22 protein-coding genes are annotated in these 23387 nt (G+C 51.1%); 15 read left to right on the plus strand and 7 right to left on the minus strand.

The window, feature by feature from the left end; genetic code table 11:
* Positions 1-15: 15 nt before the first annotated feature.
* On the minus strand, positions 16-363 hold the full coding sequence (locus tag ACTZWV_RS16725) for a DUF413 domain-containing protein (protein WP_444787632.1): 348 nt from the start codon (positions 361-363) through the stop codon (positions 16-18).
* Between the two features lie 129 nt (positions 364-492).
* Here ACTZWV_RS16725 and hdfR point away from each other — a divergent pair, with 129 nt between their 5' ends.
* Positions 493-1353 carry an HTH-type transcriptional regulator HdfR gene (gene hdfR / locus ACTZWV_RS16730; protein ID WP_444787633.1) on the plus strand — a complete coding sequence of 287 codons (861 nt, stop codon included), beginning with the start codon at positions 493-495 and terminating at the stop codon, positions 1351-1353.
* A 13-nt stretch (positions 1354-1366) separates the two neighbouring features.
* On the opposite strand, the gene ACTZWV_RS16735 is transcribed toward hdfR, so the two are convergent.
* The 3 genes from ACTZWV_RS16735 to fadI form a co-directional block, all read right to left on the minus strand.
* A complete protein-coding gene (locus tag ACTZWV_RS16735; RefSeq protein ID WP_444787634.1) occupies positions 1367-1564 on the minus strand; it encodes a hypothetical protein in 198 nt (65 codons plus the stop codon).
* 118 nt (positions 1565-1682) lie between these two features.
* The gene (gene fadJ / locus ACTZWV_RS16740) at positions 1683-3812 is read right to left on the minus strand and encodes a fatty acid oxidation complex subunit alpha FadJ (RefSeq protein ID WP_444787635.1); all 2130 of its coding nucleotides are present in this window, start codon (positions 3810-3812) and stop codon (positions 1683-1685) included.
* Positions 3812-5122 (minus strand): acetyl-CoA C-acyltransferase FadI, encoded by a 1311-nt coding sequence (fadI, locus tag ACTZWV_RS16745; protein WP_444787636.1) that lies wholly within the window; start codon positions 5120-5122, stop codon positions 3812-3814. The genes fadJ and fadI overlap by 1 nt, the downstream gene beginning before the upstream one ends.
* A 200-nt stretch (positions 5123-5322) precedes the next feature.
* Between fadI and ACTZWV_RS16750 the strand changes: the two genes are divergently transcribed.
* From ACTZWV_RS16750 to ACTZWV_RS16785, 8 genes are all read left to right on the plus strand, one after another.
* On the plus strand, positions 5323-6276 hold the full coding sequence (locus ACTZWV_RS16750; protein ID WP_444787637.1) for an AAA family ATPase: 954 nt from the start codon (positions 5323-5325) through the stop codon (positions 6274-6276).
* Between the two features lie 10 nt (positions 6277-6286).
* On the plus strand, positions 6287-7222 hold the full coding sequence (locus ACTZWV_RS16755) for a DUF58 domain-containing protein (RefSeq protein ID WP_444787638.1): 936 nt from the start codon (positions 6287-6289) through the stop codon (positions 7220-7222).
* A complete protein-coding gene (locus ACTZWV_RS16760; protein ID WP_444787639.1) occupies positions 7215-7694 on the plus strand; it encodes a DUF4381 domain-containing protein in 480 nt (159 codons plus the stop codon). The genes ACTZWV_RS16755 and ACTZWV_RS16760 overlap by 8 nt, the downstream gene beginning before the upstream one ends.
* Positions 7687-8679, plus strand: coding sequence for a vWA domain-containing protein (locus ACTZWV_RS16765; protein WP_444787640.1), 993 nt, complete (start codon positions 7687-7689; stop codon positions 8677-8679). Before ACTZWV_RS16760 ends, ACTZWV_RS16765 begins: the two co-directional genes overlap by 8 nt.
* On the plus strand, positions 8669-10474 hold the full coding sequence (locus tag ACTZWV_RS16770; protein ID WP_444787641.1) for a VWA domain-containing protein: 1806 nt from the start codon (positions 8669-8671) through the stop codon (positions 10472-10474). Before ACTZWV_RS16765 ends, ACTZWV_RS16770 begins: the two co-directional genes overlap by 11 nt.
* A complete protein-coding gene (locus ACTZWV_RS16775) occupies positions 10468-12123 on the plus strand; it encodes a BatD family protein (protein ID WP_444787642.1) in 1656 nt (551 codons plus the stop codon). Before ACTZWV_RS16770 ends, ACTZWV_RS16775 begins: the two co-directional genes overlap by 7 nt.
* Positions 12124-12291: 168 nt before the next feature.
* Positions 12292-13803: a sodium/proline symporter PutP gene (putP, locus tag ACTZWV_RS16780; protein ID WP_444787643.1), complete on the plus strand. Its 1512-nt coding sequence runs from the start codon at positions 12292-12294 to the stop codon at positions 13801-13803.
* Between the two features lie 94 nt (positions 13804-13897).
* A complete protein-coding gene (locus tag ACTZWV_RS16785) occupies positions 13898-15133 on the plus strand; it encodes an EAL and HDOD domain-containing protein (RefSeq protein WP_444787644.1) in 1236 nt (411 codons plus the stop codon).
* 36 nt (positions 15134-15169) lie between these two features.
* On the opposite strand, the gene ACTZWV_RS16790 is transcribed toward ACTZWV_RS16785, so the two are convergent.
* Positions 15170-15484, minus strand: coding sequence for a ComEA family DNA-binding protein (locus tag ACTZWV_RS16790; RefSeq protein ID WP_444787645.1), 315 nt, complete (start codon positions 15482-15484; stop codon positions 15170-15172).
* 357 nt (positions 15485-15841) lie between these two features.
* Between ACTZWV_RS16790 and ACTZWV_RS16795 the strand changes: the two genes are divergently transcribed.
* The 5 genes from ACTZWV_RS16795 to ACTZWV_RS16815 all read left to right on the plus strand — a co-directional run bounded on the left by ACTZWV_RS16795 (position 15842) and on the right by ACTZWV_RS16815 (position 19503).
* The gene (locus ACTZWV_RS16795) at positions 15842-16099 is read left to right on the plus strand and encodes a PepSY domain-containing protein (RefSeq protein WP_444787646.1); all 258 of its coding nucleotides are present in this window, start codon (positions 15842-15844) and stop codon (positions 16097-16099) included.
* Entirely contained in the window at positions 16099-16776 is a 678-nt protein-coding gene (locus tag ACTZWV_RS16800) for a response regulator transcription factor (protein WP_305554212.1), read from the plus strand. Before ACTZWV_RS16795 ends, ACTZWV_RS16800 begins: the two co-directional genes overlap by 1 nt.
* Position 16777: 1 nt before the next feature.
* On the plus strand, positions 16778-18088 hold the full coding sequence (locus ACTZWV_RS16805) for an ATP-binding protein (protein ID WP_444787647.1): 1311 nt from the start codon (positions 16778-16780) through the stop codon (positions 18086-18088).
* Between the two features lie 97 nt (positions 18089-18185).
* Positions 18186-18551, plus strand: coding sequence for a dihydroneopterin triphosphate 2'-epimerase (gene folX / locus ACTZWV_RS16810; protein ID WP_444787648.1), 366 nt, complete (start codon positions 18186-18188; stop codon positions 18549-18551).
* 55 nt (positions 18552-18606) lie between these two features.
* Positions 18607-19503, plus strand: a complete 897-nt coding sequence (locus ACTZWV_RS16815; RefSeq protein WP_444787649.1) for a TIGR01777 family oxidoreductase — start codon at positions 18607-18609, stop codon at positions 19501-19503.
* Here ACTZWV_RS16815 and ACTZWV_RS16820 read toward each other — a convergent pair.
* Together ACTZWV_RS16820 and ACTZWV_RS16825 are read right to left on the minus strand one after the other, a co-directional pair.
* Complete coding sequence (locus tag ACTZWV_RS16820) at positions 19500-21983, minus strand: ABC transporter permease (RefSeq protein ID WP_444787650.1); 2484 nt, start codon at positions 21981-21983, stop codon at positions 19500-19502. The two genes, ACTZWV_RS16815 and ACTZWV_RS16820, sit on opposite strands and share 4 nt — an antisense overlap.
* Entirely contained in the window at positions 21973-22683 is a 711-nt protein-coding gene (locus ACTZWV_RS16825; RefSeq protein WP_444787651.1) for an ABC transporter ATP-binding protein, read from the minus strand. Before ACTZWV_RS16825 ends, ACTZWV_RS16820 begins: the two co-directional genes overlap by 11 nt.
* Here ACTZWV_RS16825 and ACTZWV_RS16830 point away from each other — a divergent pair.
* Positions 22682-23272, plus strand: coding sequence for an arylesterase (locus ACTZWV_RS16830; RefSeq protein WP_444787652.1), 591 nt, complete (start codon positions 22682-22684; stop codon positions 23270-23272). The genes ACTZWV_RS16825 and ACTZWV_RS16830 overlap by 2 nt on opposite strands.
* The last annotated feature ends 115 nt before the right edge of the window (positions 23273-23387 follow it).

Below are 23387 nucleotides of genomic sequence, written 5' to 3' on the forward strand. Positions count from 1 at the left end.
TGCAGGGGCTTTTGGTTAGTCCGAATCGGTTTCGACGTAAGAAAAATCGTCACTGCCATCGGCAATGCGTTTTTTACCAAATACCGTATGAAACTTACGTTTCTCAGCTAACCGTTGCTTATACTTCAGCCAGGTTTTTTCATAAGCTGTAGTAGCAGGCTCTTCACCTTTACACACCAGTAAAAAGCGTTTTTCTTCATCATTCACCGGGGCACGACTACCCTGCTCCAGTTCCTGCATTGCCACCCCATGTTTCTCCAGCATATTACCTTCTGCCAGAGTAAAGCGCCCGGACCGCGTAAATCCCCGGGGGAAATTACGGTCATCGAAAAAGCGACGGTTAGCGACAAAACTTTGCTGCATCACTTTTTTCCTCTAATCTCGTTGAATATCAAGCCAGCCTGTTTAAACTGTGCGGAGTATGGTTAACAAAATTCCTGTCGTAAAACAAATATTTTTTATCGACACCATAAATATATTCAAGGATTCGATTTGGATACCGAACTGCTCAAAACCTTTATAGAAGTTCAGCGTACAAGGCATTTTGGTAAAGCGGCCGAAAATCTCTACCTGACCCAGTCCGCAGTAAGCTTTCGTATTCGTCAGCTGGAGCAGCAACTTGGTGTTAACTTGTTTAGCCGTTATCGTAATAATATTCAGCTGACAGCGGCCGGAGAACGTCTGCTGCCGCATGCAGAGGCCATGCTGACTGCGCTGCAACGCGCTAAGCAAGATGTGGCGGTAAGTGCAGAACAAGCGCTACAGCTGTCTATTGCCGCCACGGCGAATGTGTGGGATGCCTTCTTGTTGCAGGGTTTTATTAATATTCAGCAAGCCTTGCCGGGTTTATCGTGGCGCGCCGAATCTATGGGTAAAGATCAAATCGCCCGCCAGGTACTGGAGCGGCATCTGGATCTGGCGATCCTGTTTGATGCGCCCAAAGTCGATGAGATGCAAATTGATAAGCTGGGCGATATCAAACTACTGCCGGTAACCACCTTTAGCGACAACAGCGCGGCAGAGGCCATGCGTAAGCAATACATCCTGGTAGATTGGGGCACGGCGTTTGATATTCAGCATGCGCGTTATTTCCCCGACTTACCACCGCCGTATTTGCGTACCGGTAGTGCCAGGATTGCGCTGGAGCTGATGCAACAAAGTGGCGGCTCGGCTTACTTGCCTGAAACCATGGTAAAAAGCCTGCTGGCCGATGCCGGTTTGCGCCTGATTAACGATGCGCCGGTGATGACACGTGAGCTGTTTGCAGTGTCGCTACCCAAAGCCGCACAGCGCAGCCAGATCAGCGATATTGTTGTACTGCTGCGCAATTTGCTGCACAGCAGCAGTAAATAGCCCCAGTAAACACTCAGGGCCGGAACAACATGGTATTGCGGCCACGCACTTTGTTCAACAATAAGCGCTTGTGGCTGTTAAATAGCGGCAATAGTAAAGGCCCGGTTATTAAGGCTGCCAGGGCCCATCTTAACGCTTTCATGCCACTGCGCAGCGCAGCAATGTAAACAGTGGCGGCGCTAAGCAACCACACTACAGGTAACACTAACACGGAAGCTCCCCCGGCTAATACGGCTAATACAATAAAGGCCGGTAATTATACCGGCCTATCACATGGATTACTGTTAACCGTTAGTTGAATTTTAACCCGGCAACCGGGTTAAACACGGTTATGGATAAAACTTCTGCTGTTGCTCTGCCATGGTCACCAGCATAGTTGCCGGCGCAAAGCGCTCGCCAAAGCGGCTTTGCAGGTTACGCAACTGCGCCACTAAGTTCGCTGCACCTAACTGATCAATATAACGGAACGGGCCACCGAGAAACGGCGGGAAACCAATACCAAAAATGGCACCGATATCACCATCCCGTGCCGAGGCTATAATGCCCTCGTCCAGACAGCGCACCGCCTCGTTCAGCATTTGTACCATGCAGCGGCTGCTGATTTCGTCCTGGTTCAGCCGTGGCGCCGGTGTTACCCCCAGCACGGTGTAGACGCTTTCATCTACCACTTTTTGGCCTTTTTTCACGCTTTTGCCATAGCGATAGAAGCCTTTTTCCGTCTTCTTACCTTTACGACCGTCAGCTAACAGCTTATCAAAAGCAGCAGGAGCAACAAAACGCTCACCCAACTCAGTGGCTAAAATCGGCGAAATTTTAGCGCCAACATCAATGCCCACTTCATCCAACAGCGTAACGGGCCCGACCGGGAAGCCAAATTTCACCAGCGCCTTGTCTATTTTCTCTACCGGCTCACCTTCCAGCAAAATGTTGGCTGCTTCATTCATATACAGCGCCAAAATGCGGTTAACGTAGAAACCGGCACCGTCTTTTACCACTATCGGTGTTTTACCCTGCTTGCGGGCAAAAGCGACTGTAGTAGCAATGGTTTGCGCCGATGTGGTCTCGTGCGCTATAACTTCAACCAGCGGCATTTTATCCACCGGTGAAAAATAATGCAGGCCAATCACATTTTCCGGCCGTGCTGCTTTGGCGGCAATCTGGCCTATCGGCAATGAGCTGGTGTTGCTGGCAAACACGGTAGCTTCGCTGCAGTGCTGCTCAATATCAGCCACCATTTGCTGCTTTAAGGCTAAATCTTCAAATACCGCTTCCACCACGATATCGGCATCATGAAAACCGCTGTAATCGGTGGTGCCGCTGATCAACAACAACTGCTTTTGCATTTCTGCTTTGCTGATAAAGCGCCGCTTAAACTTTTTCTCCAGCAGCGAATAGCTGTACTTCAACGCGTTGCTGATACCTTGTGCATTAATATCTTTGATCCGCACCGGTATGCCGGCCTTAGTCGCAGTAACATTAGCTATGCCACCGCCCATCAGGCCGCCGCCCAGCACCGCGGCTTTACGCACACGGTTTGGCTTGGTATCACCGGCGCCGCTTTCTTTTTTCATCTGGGTGGTAGCGAAGAATAAACTGCGCAGCGCAGCAGACTCTTTCGTCATACACAGCTCACCAAAGGCTTTGGCCTCGGCTTCCAGGCCGGCGCGGATACCATCATCAACACCGGTTTTAATCACATCTAAAATTTTCAGTGGTGCCGGATAGTTGCCATGCGTTTTTTTCAGCGTTTGCTTACGCGCCTGGCTAAACAGTACATTGCGACCAACCGCAGTGCGCTCCAGCGCTGTACCCACCAGGTTTAACTTTGGCTGCTCACGCTGTGGCTTGCCTTTTAACGCCCGCTTTACTGCGGCCTCTAACAAAATGCTGTTGGGTACGACTTCATCCACCAACCCTGCTTTTCTTGCCTGGGACGCACGCAGCTGTTTACCGGTGAGGATCATGTCTAACGCTTTTTGTAAGCCAACCAAACGCGGCAAACGCTGGGTACCGCCGCTGCCGGGCAGTAAACCCAGCTGCACTTCCGGCAGACCCAGTACCGTTTTACTGTCTGAGCTGGCCACACGGGCATGACATGCCATCGCCAACTCTAAACCACCACCCAGACAAGGGCCGTGAATAGCAGCTACCAGAGGAATGGGCAGTTGCTCCAGTTGGTCAAACATTTGCTGACCCATCCGGCCGATAGCCGCCGCTTCGTCAGCAGTTTTACAGCCGTCGAGCATAGAAATATCAGCCCCGGCGATAAAGGAATCCGGTTTGCCACTGATAAACACCAGGCCTTTAAGCGTGGTATTGGCTTTAATTTCCAGCAACAGTGCGGCAATTTCATCAGCAAAAGCGGCTTTTAATACGTTCATCGACTCGCCGGCGATATCCATAGTGATCACGCCAACCTGGTCGTCACGTACCTGTAAACTAAAGGTTTTGCTGGTCATTATTCTGTCTCCACTATCATTGCCGCACCCAAACCACCGGCCGCACAGGCCGTAGTTAAACCAATACCGCCACCGCGGCGTTTTAATTCATTTAATGTTTGTACAATTAAGCGTGTGCCGGTAGCAGCAAACGGATGGCCATAAGCCAGCGAGCCGCCCTGGACGTTAAATTTGGCCATATCAATCTCACCGATAGCGCTGCTGCGACCTAACTTTTCTTCGGCAAACTTTTTGCTGGCAAACATTTTTACGTTGGCCAGGGTTTGCGCCGCAAAGGCTTCGTGCATTTCAATCAGGGTTAAGTCGTTTAACGACATGCCGGCACGGTCCAGTGCAATCGGCGTGGCGTAAGATGGCCCCATTAACATGTCGTCATACACATCGATCGCGGCGAAAGCGTAGCTGCGGATGTACCCCAGCGGCGTATAACCCAGCGCCTTAGCACGGCTTTCTGTCATCATTAGTACTGCTGAGGCGCCGTCAGTTAACGGGGTAGCATTGGCGGCGGTAACACTGCCATGTACACGGTCAAATACCGGCTTTAATTTAGCATAAGACTCTAACTTCGAGTCCTGGCGGATATTATTGTCCATATCTAAAAAGCGCGAGTAAGGCTCAACATGAGCGGTCATTACTTCGTTTTGCATCACACCACTTTGCCATGCCTGTGTTGCCAGGGTATGCGAGCGGTGCGCCAGTGCGTCCTGGTCGGCACGGCTGATGCCATGGGTTTTCGCCATTTGCTCTGCGGTGTCGCCCATCGATAACCCGGTGCTGTATTCGGCCACCGCCGGCGGTACCGGCAGTAAATCTTTCAAACCTAAGCGGCGGAAAATAGCCAGTTTCTGACCAAAAGTACGCGCCTTGTTTAAATCGACCAGCGCGCGGGCCAGCCTTTTGCTGACACCAATCGGCAACACTGAGCTGGAGTCGGCACCACCGGCAACACCAATTTGCACAATGCCGGCCATCATCGACTCCGCCACACTGACCACCGACTGAAAGCTGGTGGCACAAGCACGGGTAACACTGTAGGCATCGGTGTGTACATTCATGCCGGTACCCAGCACAATTTCACGGGCAATATTCGGCGCTTCCGGCATTTGTACTACCTGGCCATACACCAACTGTTCAATCAGTTTGGCGTCCAGCTCACTTCTGATCAGCAACTCATTTACTACCAGCTTGCCTAAATCCAGCGCCGATACACCATGAAATTCAGTAGCTTGTTTAGCAAAAGGCGTACGCAAGCCGGAGACAATGGCGATACGATCGCCCTGGCGGGTGGTTAGGTTAATTGGCGAGCTCATAGTGTTCCTCTTATTAGCAAAGTTACAGGTCTGACCTGTATTATTGCAGCCGATTGTAACGACAGTCGCTGAAAATTAAAACACTTGTTTTAATGCCAACGGAACCTTATATAGGTTATAACGTCTTAGCCTGGACCGTTTTTAATGGTCTGTGGCGATAAAACAACCAATAAATCCAACTAATTAAGACTGATAATATTATGGTGAACGCGTTCAGTGGCTTAAAAGCCTATCTCGACAGTCAGGTACTGGGTCAATCCGAACTTACTGAAGGTATATTACTGGCATTGTTAGCAAACGGCCACTTATTGGTCGAAGGCCCGCCGGGTTTAGCCAAAACCCGTGCCGTCAATGCGTTAGCGCATGGTGTTGAAGGTCGGTTCCACCGCATTCAGTTTACACCGGATCTGCTACCGGCCGATTTAACCGGTACCGACATTTACCGGCCGGAAACCGGCCAGTTTGAATTTCAAAGCGGCCCGCTGTTTCATCATATTATTCTGGCCGATGAAATTAACCGTGCCCCGGCCAAGGTACAGTCTGCCCTGCTTGAAGCCATGGCAGAAAAACAAGTGACCGTAGGGCGCAACACTTACCCGCTGCCGGAGCTGTTTCTGGTGATGGCAACACAAAACCCGTTAGAGCAGGAAGGCACCTACCCGCTGCCGGAAGCCCAGTTGGATCGGTTTTTACTGCATTTAAAAGTAGACTACCCGGATGCCGCCACTGAACTGGCGATACTGCAGCTTACCCGTGGTGAAGCACTGTCGGGAGCGCAGGCCGCGGTAACCCCGATTAGCCAGGCGGATATTTTTGCCGCCCGCAAAGCCATTTTGCAGCTGCATATGGCCGACAGCCTTGAGCACTATATAGTGCAACTGATTATGGCCACCCGTAATGCTCAAGCCTACAGTGCCAAACTGGCCAGTTGGATTGGTTACGGTGCCAGCCCGCGTGCCACTATCGCTGTGGAACGCTGTGCACGAGCCAAAGCCTGGTTGGCCGGTCGCGACTTTGTCACACCGGATGATATCCAGGCCGTGTTTCATAATGCGCTGCGCCACCGTTTAATCCTTACCTATGCAGCAGAGGCTGAAGGTATCAGCACTGATGATGTGCTGAGTGAAATTCTGCGCCTGGTGCCGTCTGCCTGATATGGACAGCATGCGGTTTGAATCTGACTGGCTTGAACAAAGCGGTGCTGACGGCGTTAGCTTAGGCCTGAGTGAGCTTTTGTGGTATCAACGCTACACTAAGGTACTGGATTTAACGCCGCGCATGCCGATCCACAGCAAACTGGCCGGCACTTATCTGGCCAAAAGCAAAGGTCGCGGCATGGAGTTTGATGAAGTACGCCATTACCAAAGCGGTGATGACGTGCGCACCATCGACTGGCGCGTTACTGCCCGTACCGGTAAAGTACACACCAAGTTGTTTCGTGAAGAAAAAGAGCGGCCGGTATTTATTCTTACCGACCTTGGCAGCAGTATGCAGTTTGGCTCAGCCTTGCTGTTTAAGTCGGTGCAGGCCGCGCATTTAGCCGCACTAATTGCCTGGCATGTAAAACAACGCGGTGACAAACTCGGTGGTTTGGTATTCAGCCAACAGCAACATTTTGAACTAAAACCGCAAAGCCGCAGCCACGGCGTATTACGCTACTTTCATGCCCTGACCGAAGTGCAACACACCACACAAGGAAACCGTGGTCTTAGCCTGAATGACGCATTAAGCCAGTTACGCCGTTTGGTGCGCCCCGGCAGCCTGGTGTACATTTTATCCGATTTTGCCGGCTTTACTGACGATGGCCTGCGCCATATCCGTGCTATACGCCAGCACAACGAAGTCACCTGTTGCCCGATCACAGATCCGTTAGATTTAATGTTGCCGGCATCCGGCAACGGCCTGGCTGCCATCAGTGATGGCCAACACACCGGTTATGTCGAGCTTGGCAGCAGCAGCCTGCGCCAGCGTTACGCGCAGCAGCAGCAAACGCAGCAACAGCAATTAAAGCAACATATCAACCAGCTTGGTTGCAAGTGGCTACCGGTCAGCGCTGCCGAGCCGGTGCTTAGCCAATTAGAGAGAAAGTGGTATGGCTGATACAGCATTAGAGCAACTGGCCGACATCAGTGAACCGGCTTTACAGCTGAGCTTTGCGTTAGCGCCCTTATGGTGGCTGTTGGCAGCCTTGTTGTTAGCTACGATAATTTATCTGCTACTGTGGGCTTATTCACGCCGGCGTTATTTCGCCGCCAAACGCCAGGCGCAGCAAATGCTGGATAAACTTTGGGCCAGACCCGGCGCCGCAGTACAGATTAATCAGTTAATTAAACGCGTACTGCAACATTATCAACCGGGCCACCCCGCACTTAGCCTGCCAACCCAGCAATGGCAGCACTGGCTGGCCACCCAGCACAGTGCACCGCTGCCGGATTTAACCAGCCTGCTGTACCGTGCCGATACTGACAGTGACGCCACAGAGCAGCTGTATCAGTTTGCCAAAGCCTGGCTGGCGCAGTACCGCGGCAAAGCCGCTATACCAACAAATACCCCGGAGGCGGCCAATGCTTGATTTTGGCTACCCCTGGCTGGCAGTGCTGGCATTGGCACCCTTATTGCTGCGGCTGAAACGACAAACAGCATCTGACGCGGCCCTAACCTTGCCGGCGCTGGCCAAACTGGCCTCATCTGAGCAACAAACACAACGAAGCTGGTTTAGCCTGCACTCTGCGCTGGCTATGCTGATCTGGCTGCTGCTGGTCACCGCAGCCACCCAACCGCGCTGGATGGGTGAGCCGGTAACCTTGCCGCAGCAAGGCCGCGATCTGATGTTGGCGCTGGATTTATCCGGTTCGATGGAAATTGCCGATATGCAGTATCAAAACCAGAGCATGAACCGGCTGGATGCGGTAAAGCTGGTAATAAGCGACTTTATTAAGCGCCGCCAGGGTGACCGTATCGGGCTGATTTTATTTGCCGATGCGGCGTATCAGCAAACACCGTTAACCTTTGATTTAATTACCGTACAAAAGATGCTCGATGACAGCGTACTGCGTTTAGTCGGCACCCGCACCGCCATCGGCGAAGCCATCGGTTTGGCGGTAAAACGACTGAATACCTATGAGAGCTCAAATAAAGTGCTGATTTTACTCAGTGACGGCGCCAACACCGCCGGTAATATTCAGCCACTGGAGGCGCTGCAACTGGCCAAAGCTGCCGGGGTGAAAATTCATACCGTGGGTGTGGGTGCCGAGCAAATGATCCAACAAAGCATATTGGGTCGACGCACGGTTAACCCGTCGCAAGACCTGGACGAAGGCTTGCTGACACAGTTAGCAGAAGATACCGGCGGGCGCTATTTCCGTGCCCGTAATTTAGCCGAGTTAGAGCAGATTTATCAGTTAATTGATCAACTTGAACCCATAGAGCGTGACAGCCTGACCTATCGGCCGCAGCGCAGCTTGCTGCACTGGCCGTTAGCGCTGGCGTTGCTGCTGTCATTTATTCTGGCTGCACACAAGGTGCATTGGCGCGAAGTGGTGAAACATGCTGGCTGATTTTCATTTTTTACGACCGTTATGGTTACTGGCGTTAGTTCCCGTGCTGATATTCAGTGTGCTGCTGTATTACTACCGCCGCGAGCACAGTCCCTGGCATAATCTTATTGCCCCGCACCTGCAAGGCGTGTTGCTGGGCGGGCATCTGCTACTGAAAAAGCAACCCTTTGCTTTGCCGCTGTTGCTGCTGTGCTGGCTGCTAACTACATTGGCACTGGCCGGCCCCAGCTGGCAAAAACTACCGCAACCGGCCTTTGCGCTGAAAAAGGCCACCGTGCTGGTAGTGGATATGTCGCTGTCGATGCGGGCAACGGACATGGCTCCGGATCGACTGACCCAGCTGCGCTTTGCCGCGCTGGACTTTACTGAGCAATTAAAAGAAGGCGAGCTGGCGCTACTGAGTTTTGCCGGTGATGCTTTTGTCATCTCGCCGCTAACACCGGATCATAATAATATTCGTTTGTTGATCCCCGATTTAAAGCCGGAAATAATGCCGGCCCAAGGTTCAGACTTAGCCTCCGCCTTGCAACAAGCCGACAAATTGCTGCGCCAGGCCGGGTATCCGCAAGGCGACGTGGTGGTGTTTACCGACGGCTTTGATCGCAACAGCTACCGCCAGATCCAGGATTTGCTGAATAATTGGCCGCACCGCTTGTCGATCGTGGGTTTTGGCAGCGACGAGGGCGCGCCGGTAAAGCTGGAAAGCGGTGAACTGTTAAAGAATGCGCAAGGCGCAGTAGTGATCCCCAAGGTACCGCATCAGCAACTGGCGGAACTAACCAGGGGCGGTGGCATCTACCGTAAAGCCGGCATCAGCGGCGATGTGCTGGCTGATATTGTTAATTTGCCGGCATTGTCAGCATTGCAACAAGCCGATCAATCAAAGCAAATTCAGGGCGACCAATGGCAGGACAATGCCGTTTATCTGGTGTGGTTGTTACTGCCGCTGCTGCTGTTGCAGCGGAAGTACAGCAGTTTGCTCAGTATCGGGGCATTATTGCTGCTGCCCTCTTATGCCGATGCCGTTGAATGGCGCGACCTGTGGCAAACCAAACAACAACAGGCAAAGCAAGACTATGCCGCCGGCGACTACAGAGCGGCGCAGCAAAAATTTACCGACCCGCTGTGGCAAGGCAATGCCGCCTATCGCAGCGGCGACTATAGCGCTGCCGAACAAGCCTTTCGCCAGGCAGCTGAGCAAAACCCGACAGCCGATGCCCTGCATAACCTGGGCAATGCCCTGGCGCAACAACAGCGCTATGACGAGGCGTTAGATGCTTATCAGCAAGCGCTGCAACAGGATAACGACTTCAGTGCCGCCCAACAAAACGCCGCTCTGATGCAGCAATTGCTGCAACAGCAACAGCAGGAACAACAACAGCAACAAAACAGCCAGCAGAAAAATAACCAGGATCAGCAGCAACAGCAGAATGCGGACGGCGAGTCGCAAAGTGACGAGTCCGGTGACAGCGAAGCGCAAAGTGACAGTGACAGCCAAAGCGAAGCGCAACAACAGCAGAGTGCTGAGCAACAAGCAGAGCCAACCGAGTCTGAACAGCAAGCACCACAAGCGGTGACGGAGACGGAACAGCAAGATGACGCTGCTGAAGAGCAACAATTGCAAGCCATCAGAGAAGCCTGGCCCAACGCCACGCCCGAAGAGCAGCAACAACTGGATAATTTGCTGCGTAAAGTGCAGGATGATCCGGCCTTATTACTACGCAATAAAATGTATCTCGAGTATTTAAAACGCCAACAACAACGTTTACCCAAGGGAGTTGAGCAACAATGGTGATCCGTATTCTGCTGCTTGCCACTTTGCTGCTGTGTTTACCGCTGCAGGCGCTAACGCAGTTAACGGCCAGTGTCGACAAAAACCCGGCCCTGCGCGGCGAGTCCATCACGCTGGAGTTACAAGCCGATGCCAGAGCGGCTGCCGATGCTATTAACTTTCGTGTGCTGGAGCAGGACTTTACCGTAATGGTACCTTCTGTTAGTCAAAGCACGCGCATTATCAATGGCGAAGCCAGCCAAAGCACGATTTGGAAAGTGGTGTTGTTACCCAAACGCAGCGGCGATTTTACTATTCCGGCGTTTACGCTGCAGGGGCTCAGCACCAAACCGATTCAGTTACAGGTACTGGATGCGGTGCAAAGCAACACCGCCGGCAAAAACCGCGAGCTGTTTTTGCAAGCCAGCATCGACCAGCAGCAGCTGTATGTACAGCAGCTAAGCTATTATCAGGTTACCATTTACTTTGACGGCGACTTACAGCGCGGCTCGTTATCAGAGCCACAACTGGAAGGTGCCGGTATTCAGCAGGTTGGTCAGGACAGCGAAGGTACTGAATTAGTTAATGGCATCCGCTACCGCACCATTACACGACGTTATGCCATTACGCCGCAGCGCAGCGGCAATTTCACCATAGCGCCCCCCACCTTCAGCGGTGAGATGATTGACCGCGATAACGCCCGCTACAACTATTTTGCCCGCACCAAAACCGTGGTACAGCAAGCCGAGCCGATTGATATTGAAGTGCGCGCCGTACCGGATAGTTTCCCCGGCAGTTGGCTGGTGGCCGGCCTGGTAACCCTGAATGAAGAATGGAGCCCGGACATTACCAGCTTAAAGCAAGGTGAACCCGTTACGCGCACCATAACGCTGTCGGCAGTGGATGTCGCAGAAAACCAATTGCCGGAGCTGGTACAGGCATTTCCGGACGGCCTGCGGCTGTATCAGGAGCAACCACAAGCCAAAAGTGCCGAGCGTAACGGCCGGCTGGTAGCGCAGAAAATTTTCACCACCGCCGTTATTGCCACTAAAGGCGGTGAACTGGTGTTACCGGAAGTCAAACTACCCTGGTGGAACAGCCAAACCAGACAATTGGCATGGGCTACCTTACCGGCACGTACACTCACGGTGGAAGCAATTGCAGACGCGCCGGTTAATAACACCGCAACGATACCGCGGCCTGATGCTGATGCCGCGGTTACGCCTACGCCGGAAAAGAGCGACGCCTGGCGCTGGAACCATATCAGCAGCATATTGCTGGCATTATGGCTAGCTACGCTGTTAAGCGCGTATTGGCTATGGCAACGCCGCCCTGCGCCACAGCAAGCCGTAGCCACAAGCAGCCGGGTAAAGTTTAACAGCGCGCTGTTAAAGCAAGCCTGTCAGCGCAACGATGCATCACAGGCTAAAGCTGAACTGCTGCGTTTTGCCCACCAGCAGTTGGATCAACGCTGCAGTTCATTAACTGAACTTGCCGCCTTGCCCGGCTTTGCCGGCATGAAAGCTGAGCTGGAACAACTCAACGCTGCGCTGTATGCCAACGCTGATGTCAGCTGGCAAGGCGCCGATTTCTGGCAAAAATGGTTACAGCGCCAACCTGCCGCAGCCAACAGTAACCAAGCAGCTGATTTGTTACCACTCTACCCCACTTAAGTCCCCCTACTTTGACAACTGCATTGTTGCGCTGGTAACCACCCGTGCAACTTGTTAGCATGAGGCTGCTATTTTTCTACCTGACCTGTGTCGGGTATTTTTTTACACCGGTTTTTGCTTAAGGTGCGCTTAAACAAAGCCCGGCTGTTTATACAAGGAGAAACTGTTTTGGAAACAGGCACTATTATTTCACTTGCGATCTATTTTATTGTCATGCTCAGTATCGGGCTTTACGGCTACCGGACCTCTACCAGTGATGTGTCCGGCTATATGCTCGGTGGCCGCAAACTAGGGCCGGGTGTTACTGCATTATCTGCCGGGGCTTCAGATATGAGTGGCTGGATGCTGATGGGGGTACCCGGTGCCATGTATCTAAACGGCATCAGCAGTGGCTGGATGGCTGTCGGCTTATTAATCGGCGCATTTTTTAATTACATTATTGTGGCACCAAGGCTAAGGGTATATACCGAAGTTGCCAACGATTCTATTACCATCCCGGATTACTTTGAAAACCGCTTTGCCGATAAAACCCGCATACTACGGGTAGTCTCTTCGCTGGTTATTGTTATTTTCTTTACGTTGTATACCTCGTCCGGCGTAGTCGGCGGCGGTAAGCTGTTTGAAAGCTCTTTTGGCCTGAGCTACGAGTTGGGGCTGTATGTTACCGCCGGCGTGGTGGTGGCTTATACCATGTTTGGTGGCTTTCTTGCCGTGAGCATTACCGACTTTGTCCAGGGCTGCATTATGTTTGTATCGCTGGTTCTGGTGCCGGTGGTGGCACTGGACCACCTGGGAGGTGTGAGTGCCGTTGTCACCCAGGTAAACAGTATTGACCCGGCACTGCTCAATCCTTTTATCGATGCCAAAACCGGTGTGGCGCTGTCTGTATTAGGTATTATTTCACTGTTGTCCTGGGGCTTTGGCTATTTTGGTCAGCCACATATTATCGTACGTTTTATGGCCATCCGCAGCATACGCGACATAAAAGCCGCACGCCGCATCGGTATCAGCTGGATGTTTATTACCCTGGTAGGCGCTGTTACCACTGGTCTGGTTGGCGTAGCTTATGTCGCCAACACTAAAATGTCGCTGAGCGACCCGGAAACAATTTTTATCGTATTTTCGCAATTTTTGTTCCATCCGCTGATATCCGGATTTTTGTTAGCCGCAATTTTGGCCGCTATTATGAGTACCATCTCCTCTCAGTTGCTGGTGACATCAAGTTCATTAACCGAGGATTTCTATAAAATCTTTGTTAAACGTGATGCCAGCCAGGGTGAGTTGGTGTTAATCGGCCGTTTGTCGGTATTGCTGGTAGCGGTGGTCGCTATAATTTTGGCGTATGACAGAGACAGCTCTATTCTGAAGCAGGTGAGTAACGCCTGGGCCGGTTTTGGTGCGGCTTTCGGTCCACTGGTCGTGTTGAGCCTGTACTGGCGCAATATGACCTTTGCCGGCGCACTAAGCGGAATAGTATCCGGTGCCATTACAGTATTATTCTGGATTTATGCCCCGGTGCTGGAAAATGGTGCTACGTTAAACAGTGTAGTTTATGCAATAGTACCCGGCGTTATCGTCAGCACTCTTGCCATAGTGTTGGTTAGTAAATTGGGACGCGCACCGTCAAATGATGTACAACAGATGTTTAGTCAGATGTTGCATAAGTTAAAACAAGCGTAGTTCCGGCCGGGCCGGCGCAAAGAAATACAGGGGGTGAAAAAACTTGTACCCCCTGTATCAGCTTCTTTGCTAAATTAGTGTTTCAGTGTTCATTTTGGATAGAACATCTATGTATTTTTATGCCGCCCGCCAACCGATCCTCGACCGCAACAAACAACTTTATGCTTATGAGTTACTGTTTCGTGATGGCTTGCAAAACGCATTTCCGGAAATAGACGGGGATGAAGCTACCTCGCGCATGATAGAGGGTAGCCAGTTCAATTTTGGCCTGGATGATTTTCTTGGTGATAAGCCGGGCTTTATTAACTTTACGCTCGACACCCTGCTGAAAAAGTACCCCGGCATGTTGCCGAAAGAACAAGTCGTGATAGAAATATTAGAAACGGTACAGCCTGGCAAACGCCTGTTAGCCGAATGCCAGCATTTGAAAGAACAAGGCTATACTCTGGCGCTGGATGACTATATTCACCAACCGGTATGGCGCCACTTTTATCCCTTTATTGATATTATCAAAATTGATTTCCGCTCTACCTCTATCGACACCATCAATGAGATAAAAGCCGCAGTCGCGCCCTTCGCTCATATTAAACTGTTGGCAGAAAAGGTTGAGACTAACGAAGAGTTTCAAACCGCTATGGATATGGGCTTCAGCTATTTCCAGGGTTACTTTTTCTCCAAGCCTGAGATGATGCAAAGTAAGTCACTGTCTCCGGCACAAATGACGCTGGCAGAGTTGCTGTACGAAACGTCCAAAGCTGATATGGACCTGGCTAAAATTACCAAAGTGTTTGAGCGCGATGTGCACTTGTCTTACAAGCTGTTGCGTTACAGTAACTCCACTGTATTTAAGCGCCGCGCAGAAATCGAGACTATTAAGCAAGCTCTGGTGGTACTGGGGCAAAGTGAACTGAAACGCTTCTTGTCATTGTTATTTACTGCCCAGATCAGCAGTGACAAACCAGCAGAATTGATGCGTATGTCAATGACCCGGGCCCGCTTTGCTGAGGGCATTGCCGGATTACATGGCAAGATAGATACCGCCAAGGCGTTCCTTACCGGTTTAATGTCCCTGATGGATGCTATTTTAGATGAGCCTATCGATGCAGTGATGGACAAGCTGCCGCTGGCAAAGGAAATAAAAGAAGCCCTGGTAGAGAAACAAGGGGTGCTGGCGGATTATATTACCTTGATCCAGTTTTATGAAACCGCACAGTGGCAGGAAGCCAGCCAGGCAATACATAATCTAACGCTACCGGCCGATAAAGTGCCGGATGCGTATCATACCGCAGTGCAATGGGCCAATGAACAAATGAAAGCCCTGGGAGATTAACCCCGGGGCTGTGCTGTATTAAAAGATAATTTGCGCTTAGTTAAAGCTTAAATAGGGGCTGATTTTAGCCGCCAGCTTCTCACCAATGCCCTTCACCTGAGTTAGCTGTGCCTGGTCTTTAATAGGACCATGTTCAGCGATATAATCCAGTAACGCCTGAGCCTTTTTTTCGCCCAAGCCCGGAATGGCATCTAATTGTGCTAAGGTCGCAGTATTTAGCGGCACCTTTTGCACACTGTTAGCGGCAGCAGCAGTTTTGCTGATTTGCATTGCCGGCTTAGTGTCAGCCAAACATTGGTTTGCGGTTAATGTCAGTGCAGCCATACCCAGTGCAAAACATATTTGTTTCATTTTATCGTCCTTAAAATATCGCCCTCGTTCCCTGATTACTGCCTTGACTACTGCCTGACTGTATCGGGTTGGCGCTGCACCAAATAGCAAGCCACACAATCAGTATCGGAGAGTTTTTAGCGCCAACTCATTTAAATTAGTCAATATATTTACATATGCAAATTAATATTAACTTTTTATTTATCTTTATTGTTTGCTATTCAGCGCTAATTAAGTCTGAGCGCACTACCCTTGAAGCGTAAATAAAAGCCGTAACTCAGGTTTCACACTGACGTTAGTTTGAAAAGTGTCATTACAGACGATTGCTGCCGAATTAATAGTTCGGTAAAGTACCGCTGATATCATATGGAGAGAACAATGCCAGCCACAAGGGTACTACTGCTAACAATAGCACTCCTGTTCAGTGCGTTATCAGATGCGAAAGTCATCAGCGACAAACCACAGATCAGCAGAGAACAGGCGGCCGCTTTGGCGCAACAGCGTTATCCGGGCAAGATTGTTAAAGTACAAACTGAACAACAGCGTTACCGCATCAGAGTGCTGCAGGCAGATGGCCGCGTAGTTACAGTGTTAGTTGATGGCCAGTCAGGCCGCGTGCAAAGGGATGGAAATTAATGCGTTTACTTGTTGTTGAAGATGAAAGCTTATTGGCGCAGCAGATCAAAGAACAATTACAGCAGCAAAATTTTAGTGTCGATGTCGCCGTTGATGGTGACGATGGCTGGTTTAAGCTGTCTGAGTATCCCTACGATTTAGCTATTATTGATATTGGCTTACCTAAAATGGATGGCTTAACGTTAATTCGCAACGCCAGGCAAAAAGCCTTAAAAACCCCTATCATAGTGTTAACCGCCCGCGGCAGTTGGCAGGACAAAGTAGAAGGCCTGGATGCCGGTGCTGATGATTACCTGACAAAGCCCTTCCACACTGAAGAACTACTGGCCCGCTGTAATGCGCTGATCCGCCGCGCTGCCGGTCAACCGGAACCAACCCTGTCTGCCGGCCCTATTGCACTTAACAGCCGCACACAGCAAGTATGGCTGGGTGAAACAGAGATCAATTTAACGGCGTATGAATATAAAGTGCTGGAGTACTTTATGTTGAACCCGAATAAAGTCATCTCTAAAACTGAGTTGACCGAGCACATCTATGACCAGGATTTCGATTTAGACAGCAATGTGATCGAGGTTTTTGTACTGCGCCTGCGTAAGAAGCTGGATCCGGACGGCGAGACCAAACCGATTGAAACGCTAAGAGGCCGGGGCTACCGTTTCACGCTGTCAGTAGCCTGATATGGCGTTATCTCTGAAGCTGCGGCAGCTGTTGATCAGTGTTTTTCTGCTGCTGCTGTTGCTGCCCAGCTCTTTTGTTGCTATCGACAGGGCCTTTTATACCCAACTTCTGACAAATACAGAGCAGAAGTTGGAAGTACACATGTACGCCATTTTGTCTGAGTTAAATGTTTCGGTGGATAAAGTGGAGTTACTGAACAACGCCCTCGCGCCTGACTTCTACCGGCCGGATTCCGGCCTTAGCGCCTATATTACCCATGAGCAGGATTTAGTGTGGCAATCAGACTCCTCACTTAACCAGCAATTCACCCCTCCGGCAACAGCCCTACCGCAAGGTGAGCATTTGTTCCGCATGGTCAATCAGCCTGGCGGGCAATTTTGGGTGCTGTCTATCGCACTGCTGTTTGATGCTGAAGACTATACCCGGCCGCTCACTGTGCATGTCGTGCAAACGGATACGCGGTTGCAGGCGCCGCAGTTGGCCTTTCGCGCTACGCTGATCCAGTGGTTTATTGGCATTGGTTTGATGCTGCTGTTGTTAATGTTACTGGCATATTATTGGACTACCAAACCGCTGTCGAAACTCGACCATGAGATCCGTCGTGTTGAAAATGGCAGCCAGGAGCAGCTTAACGGTCGCTATCCGGCTGAGTTGTCGATTATCAAGGAAGACCTGAACCTGCTACTGGCCAACCAAAACCGGCAAAAGCAGCGTTATCGTCACCATTTAAGTGATTTGGCCCATGCGCTGAAAACCCCGGTTGCGGTATTACAAACCTCGGCATTAAGCCAACAGCCGGAGCTGAAAGAGCAGTTAGATCGCATTACCTCTATGATTGAACATCAGCTGAAACGGGCTGCCAGCTCAGGCCAGGATGTTTGGAAAAAGCAAATTAATATCAAGCCATTACTTGATAAGCTGGTCTCTGCACTGAGCAAAATCTATCGTGATAAAAATGTCGCGATCAACGTAGAATGCGCCGAAACCTGCGTATTCCGCGGCGATGAAACCGACTTAATGGAAATTCTCGGCAACCTGCTGGATAACGCCTGTAAAGCCTGCCGCCACAACGTCAAAGTAACCATTACACAGCAAAATCAGCTTACCTTGTGTATCGAAGATGACGGCCCGGGCGTACCGGCCGACAAACGCATAAAACTATTTGAACGCGGTGCCCGCCTCGACACCTACCATGAAGGCCATGGTGTGGGTTTAGCGATAGTGGCTGAATTGGTGCAATCTTATTCCGGACAGCTTAAACTGGATGACAGTGAATTAGGCGGAGCACGTTTTAGCCTGCTGTTTCAATAACCTCAGTGTCGCAGCCAGAGCTGCTGCGACTGATCGCCCCGCCCTTCACTCGCGTAGTAACAACTCTTTTGTCATAACTTTTTGCGGAATGCTATTAATGGAACTGAAAAACCCTGCGGTAATTAAAATTAAGAATCTGCGCTTACGCACTTTTATCGGCATTAAAGACGATGAAATTAACAACAAACAAGACGTGATTATTAACGCCATCATCCATTACAGTGCCACAGATGCTGCTAACACCGACAATATGGACAATGCGCTGAACTACCGAACCATCACCAAAAAGATTATTGCCCTGGTTGAACACCAACGCTTCTCGTTGCTGGAGAAAATGACTTCAGACGTGCTGGCCATCGCCTCAGAACATCCGTCGGTGCGCTACGCTGAAGTCGAGATTGATAAGCCGCACGCTTTGCGTTTTGCCGATTCGGTGTCCATGACACTGTCGATAAACAAATAAGCTCTATACTTAGTGCTTGTGCGTATTGCGGCTGTTTTACTACGGGTAAATCACTATGAAGATTTTACTGACCGGTGGCACCGGTCTGATTGGCTCAGCGTTGGTAAACCAATGGCTCGATAACCATAAGCTTATCGTACTGTCGCGCTCTGCTGCAAAGGTTAAAGCCTTATTTTCTGATCGCGTACAAGCGGTTACAGCGCTGGCTGACGTAGATTTTAATACTGTTGATGCAGTAGTTAACCTGGCCGGCGAGCCGATAGTGGGTAAACGTTGGTCTGAAGCACAGAAATTGCGGCTGTGCCATAGCCGTTGGGACATTACCGAACAGCTGGTAAGCGCGATAAAGGCGGCACAAACACCGCCCAAGGTGCTGCTGAGTGGCTCTGCAGTGGGTATTTACGGCCGCCAGCAGAGCCAGCTGATCAGCGAGGACTTCAGTAACTTTCATGCCGAATTTTCGCAGCAGTTGTGTCAGCGCTGGGAAGAGTTGGCATTAGCCGCAAGCGGCCCTGCTACCCGGGTTTGTGTGCTGCGCACCGGCATAGTACTGGCCAACAATGGCGGCGCTTTGCAAAAAATGCTGCCGCCGTTTAAAGCCGGATTGGGCGGGAAAATAGGCACAGGCGAGCAGTTTATGTCGTGGATCCATATTAATGACATGCTGCGGCTGATTGACTTTTTGCTACAGCACCCTACTTTAAACGGTGCCTTTAACGCAACCGCGCCGCAACCTGTTACAAATGCAGAGTTCAGTCAAACCCTGGCCAAAGTGTTACACCGGCCGGCACTACTACCCATGCCGGCCTTTGTATTGCGCTTGCTGTTTGGCGAAATGGCCGATTTACTGTTAACCGGCCAGCGCGTCATTCCGACTAATTTGCTCAAAGCCGGCTTTGAGTTTCAATTTAACACTCTGCAGCCGGCATTAAAGGCGCTGCAGGCAACTTAGCCCTGCAGCACTTTACGCATCAGCTGCGCCCCCGGGATTTGCAGTAAACGGCGCAATTGCCACCAACCTAAGCCGGTAACCAACAGCATGCCGATAACAGGCCCCATCCACCACAAGTTGTAGTGCAGCTGAAACGGCAACTCAAACACCCGCTGCTGCACTACCAGCAGCATCGCTTCGGCCAGAATGGTGGCAAACAGCCCGGCCATCGCCCCCAACAGCGTAAATTCCAGCAGCAAGGCATTGCGTAAAAACGGATACTGCGCCCCCAGAGTGCGCAATATTGCCAGCTCCTGCTCACGTTGCTCCAACGTTGCCTGCACCTGAGCAACCAACACTAAACCGGCAGCCAGGCAAATAATCAGCAAAATAAAACTCAGCGCCACCGTTACCTGAGCAATAATATCATTCACCTGATTAATTATATTATCCACGCTTATCACGCTTACCGTTGGCAGCAACCGGGCCAGCTGGTTCAGCAACAAGCTGCGCTCCGGTGCCAGGTAGAACGCGGTAATATAGGTGGCCGGAAACTCTGCCAGCAGATCGGGGCTTAAAATCATATAAAAATTAGGTTGCAAGCTGTTCCAGTCTACTTTGCGGATACTGCTGACAGTAGCGCTGAGCTGTTGGCCGCCGATAGAAAATGTCAGAGTATCGCCTAAATTTACGTCCAGTCGCTGTGCAATCTCGGCTTCCACCGATACCTGTGCAACGTCAGTATTAAGCCAGTCGCCTGCCGTCACCTGATTATTTGCCGGTAATTCTGACAACCAGGTTAAGTTAAGCTCGCGACCGACACCAACACGCTGCTCTGTGCGATCTTCCTTCGTCGCTTCCTGCAGCAGTTGCTCATCATTGATAGATGTCAGCCGGCCCCGTACCACAGGATAATACCGGCCTAACTCCAGGTTATTATCCGCGGCAAAGGCTTGCAGCACAGTGCGTTGTTGCCCGGTGATATTTACCAGAAACTGGTTGGGCGATCCCGGCGGGATTTGGCGCTGCCACTGGCCAATTAACTCAGCGCGTAAAAAGTACAGCAACAACGCAAGGAAAATAGCCAAACTGAAGGTAATCAGCTGAAAACTGTTGGCCCAAAGCCGGCGGCGTAAATTAGCCAGCGCCAGCCGTCTGGCACTGCTTTGCCCGGCCGCCACCGGTTTGGCAAAGCGCACCAGTAAAGCCGCACCGGCTAACAGTATGCCGGCAAAAGCGGCACAGAGTAAAAACAGGCCGATACTGAGTATAAGCTCGCCGCTGAATAACCACATCAGACCCCAAATAGCCACACTGCCGGACAACAATTGCAGCTTATCCAGCGGCAAGTTAACTGCCGGTTGTTTCAGTACATCAATGGCCGCGGTATTTGCCAACCGCCACATGGGACGAGCCGCAAACAATAAGGCGCAGACGAGGCAGGTTAAGCTGCCAAGCCATAATGGCCGCCAACTGAAATCCGCCCGGTAATCGGCGAAATAAAAGCCAATGCCCCAATGCACAGCTTCAATGGCTAGCTGACCGGCAATTGCACCGCAAAGTAAGCTAAACAGCACCACCAGCAATAAGTGACTGCCGTAAATCAAGCGGATTTGCCCCCTGGTGGCGCCCAGCGCCTTGATAATAGCTACCGCCTGAGTATGGCGCTGGCTATAGCGGCCGGCGGCTACTGCGGCGGCGCAAGCGGCCAACACTATGCCAAGCAGCCCGGCTAACAACAAGAAACGCTCAGCACGCTCTAAAGCGCCACCGATAGCAGATTCTCTATCCATATCCTGCCAGCGCTGATGCACTGTAAGCTTTGCTGTCATTTGTTGTTCAAACGCCTGCAGAGCCGCCGTATCGCCGGCAAACAAATACCGGTAACCAATACGGCTGCCCGGCTGCACAATTTGCGTTGCAGCCACATCAGCCAAATGCATGATCACTCTTGGCGCCCCACCGAACACACTTAACGGTGCATCCGGTTCTTTGACAATCACCCCCGCTACGGTAAAACGCGCCACACCAAGCTCAACAGTATCGCCGGGGGCAACATTGAGTAAATCGAATAATCTGGCTTCGAAATACAGCTGGCCTTGCGCTAACTGCGCCTCCTCACCTGAAACAAGGTCGGCAGAGCGTTTTAACTCAAGGTTGCCACGCAGCGGATAGCTGTCGCTGACGGCTTTAATCGTTGCCAGTTGCATTGCATCCCCGGCAAACAGCATAGAGTCAAACTGCATTTGCTGTGCCGTGCTCAGGCCATTTTGCTGCGCAAGTTCAGGCACTGCCGGGTCAAACGGCTGACTGGATCGCAGTACTTTATCTGCCGCGTTAAACTGGGCACTGCGCTGCATCAATGCACTTTTTACGCCTTCGGTAATGCCGCTTAAGCTGACAACAGAGCCAACTGCCAGAAATAACGCAAAAGCGATAACCCAGAGTTCACCACGGCTTAGCTCACGCCAAAATAAACGCCATGCAATACTAGCCCACATCAGCCATATCCTTTACATCGTCGTAAACAAAGCGCCCCGCTTGCATCCGCAGCTGACGCTGACAACGCGCAGCCAACTCGGTGTTATGGGTCACCAGAACAAGTGTGGTGCCCTGCTCGCTGTTTAACTTAAACAGCAAGTCTTCAATTTTCTGCCCGGTCGCCGCATCCAGGTTAGCAGAAGGCTCGTCGGCAAATAGCACCGCAGGGCTGGTAATAAAGGCTCTGGCAATAGCAACCCGCTGCTGCTCGCCGCCGGATAACTGCGCCGGGAAAAAATCCGCCCGTTCTGCCAGGCCAACCTGTTGCAATAACGCCAGGCCTCGCTGCTTAGCTTGCTTATCTGCAGCCAGCTCTGCCGGCAGCGTCACGTTTTCCAGAGCAGTTAATCCCGGCAGCAGTAAAAACGACTGAAATACAAAGCCGACATCTTTGGCTCTTATCGCCGCGCGTTGATCTTCAGATAAATCATGTAAAGCCTGTCCTGCCAGATACACGTCGCCGGCCGTTGGCGTATCAAGCCCGGCCAACAAACTGAGTAACGTAGATTTACCCGAGCCGGACGCACCGACTATCGCAACCGACTCACCACGATTGATCGTCAAACTGATATCATGCAGGATAGTTAAGGAACCATCAGTGACTTTGACACTCTTAGCCAGCTTAGTCGCTTTTATATGAACTTCAGGTGCTTTAATCATGCGTATTATCTTACTTCTGTTAATTGGATTATTCAGTCAGGCCGCCGCTGCGCAAAAACTGCTTATTCTCGGCGACAGCTTAAGTGCTGCTTATGGTATGCAGCAACATCAGGGCTGGCCGCATTTATTGCAACAACAACAGCAACAATGGCAACTTATCAACGCCAGCATCAGCGGTGAAACCACTGCCGGTGGTTTAGCCAGGCTACCGGAATTGCTACGCCAACACAAGCCAGACGCTGTCTTGATAGAATTGGGAGGCAATGATGGCTTAAGAGGCTTTACTGTTAAATCAATACAAACCAACCTGAGCGAGATTATTACCTTAGTAAAGCAGCATAATGCCACGCCGGTACTGATGCAAATACGCATTCCACCAAACTATGGACCACGTTATGGCCAACAATTCAGCAATATTTATCCGCAACTGGCAGAACAACACCAAATAACACTATGGCCATTTTTTATGGATAACATAGCGATTAACAGCGAGCTGATGTTACAGGACGGCATACATCCGAACAGCAAAGCGCAACCGCAGATTAGCGAATTTGTTGGTAAACTGTTGGCGGAGTTTGAAACAGAATAGCTAAACACTCAAGGATGAGTTTGTTAGCAAATGTGTGATGATTAAGAATGTGCAGCGAAGTGGCGTCCCCTAGGGGATTCGAACCCCTGTTACCGCCGTGAAAGGGCGGTGTCCT

The sequence above is a fragment of the Rheinheimera sp. NSM genome, assembly GCF_052380015.1.
Taxonomy (GTDB): domain Bacteria; phylum Pseudomonadota; class Gammaproteobacteria; order Enterobacterales; family Alteromonadaceae; genus Alishewanella.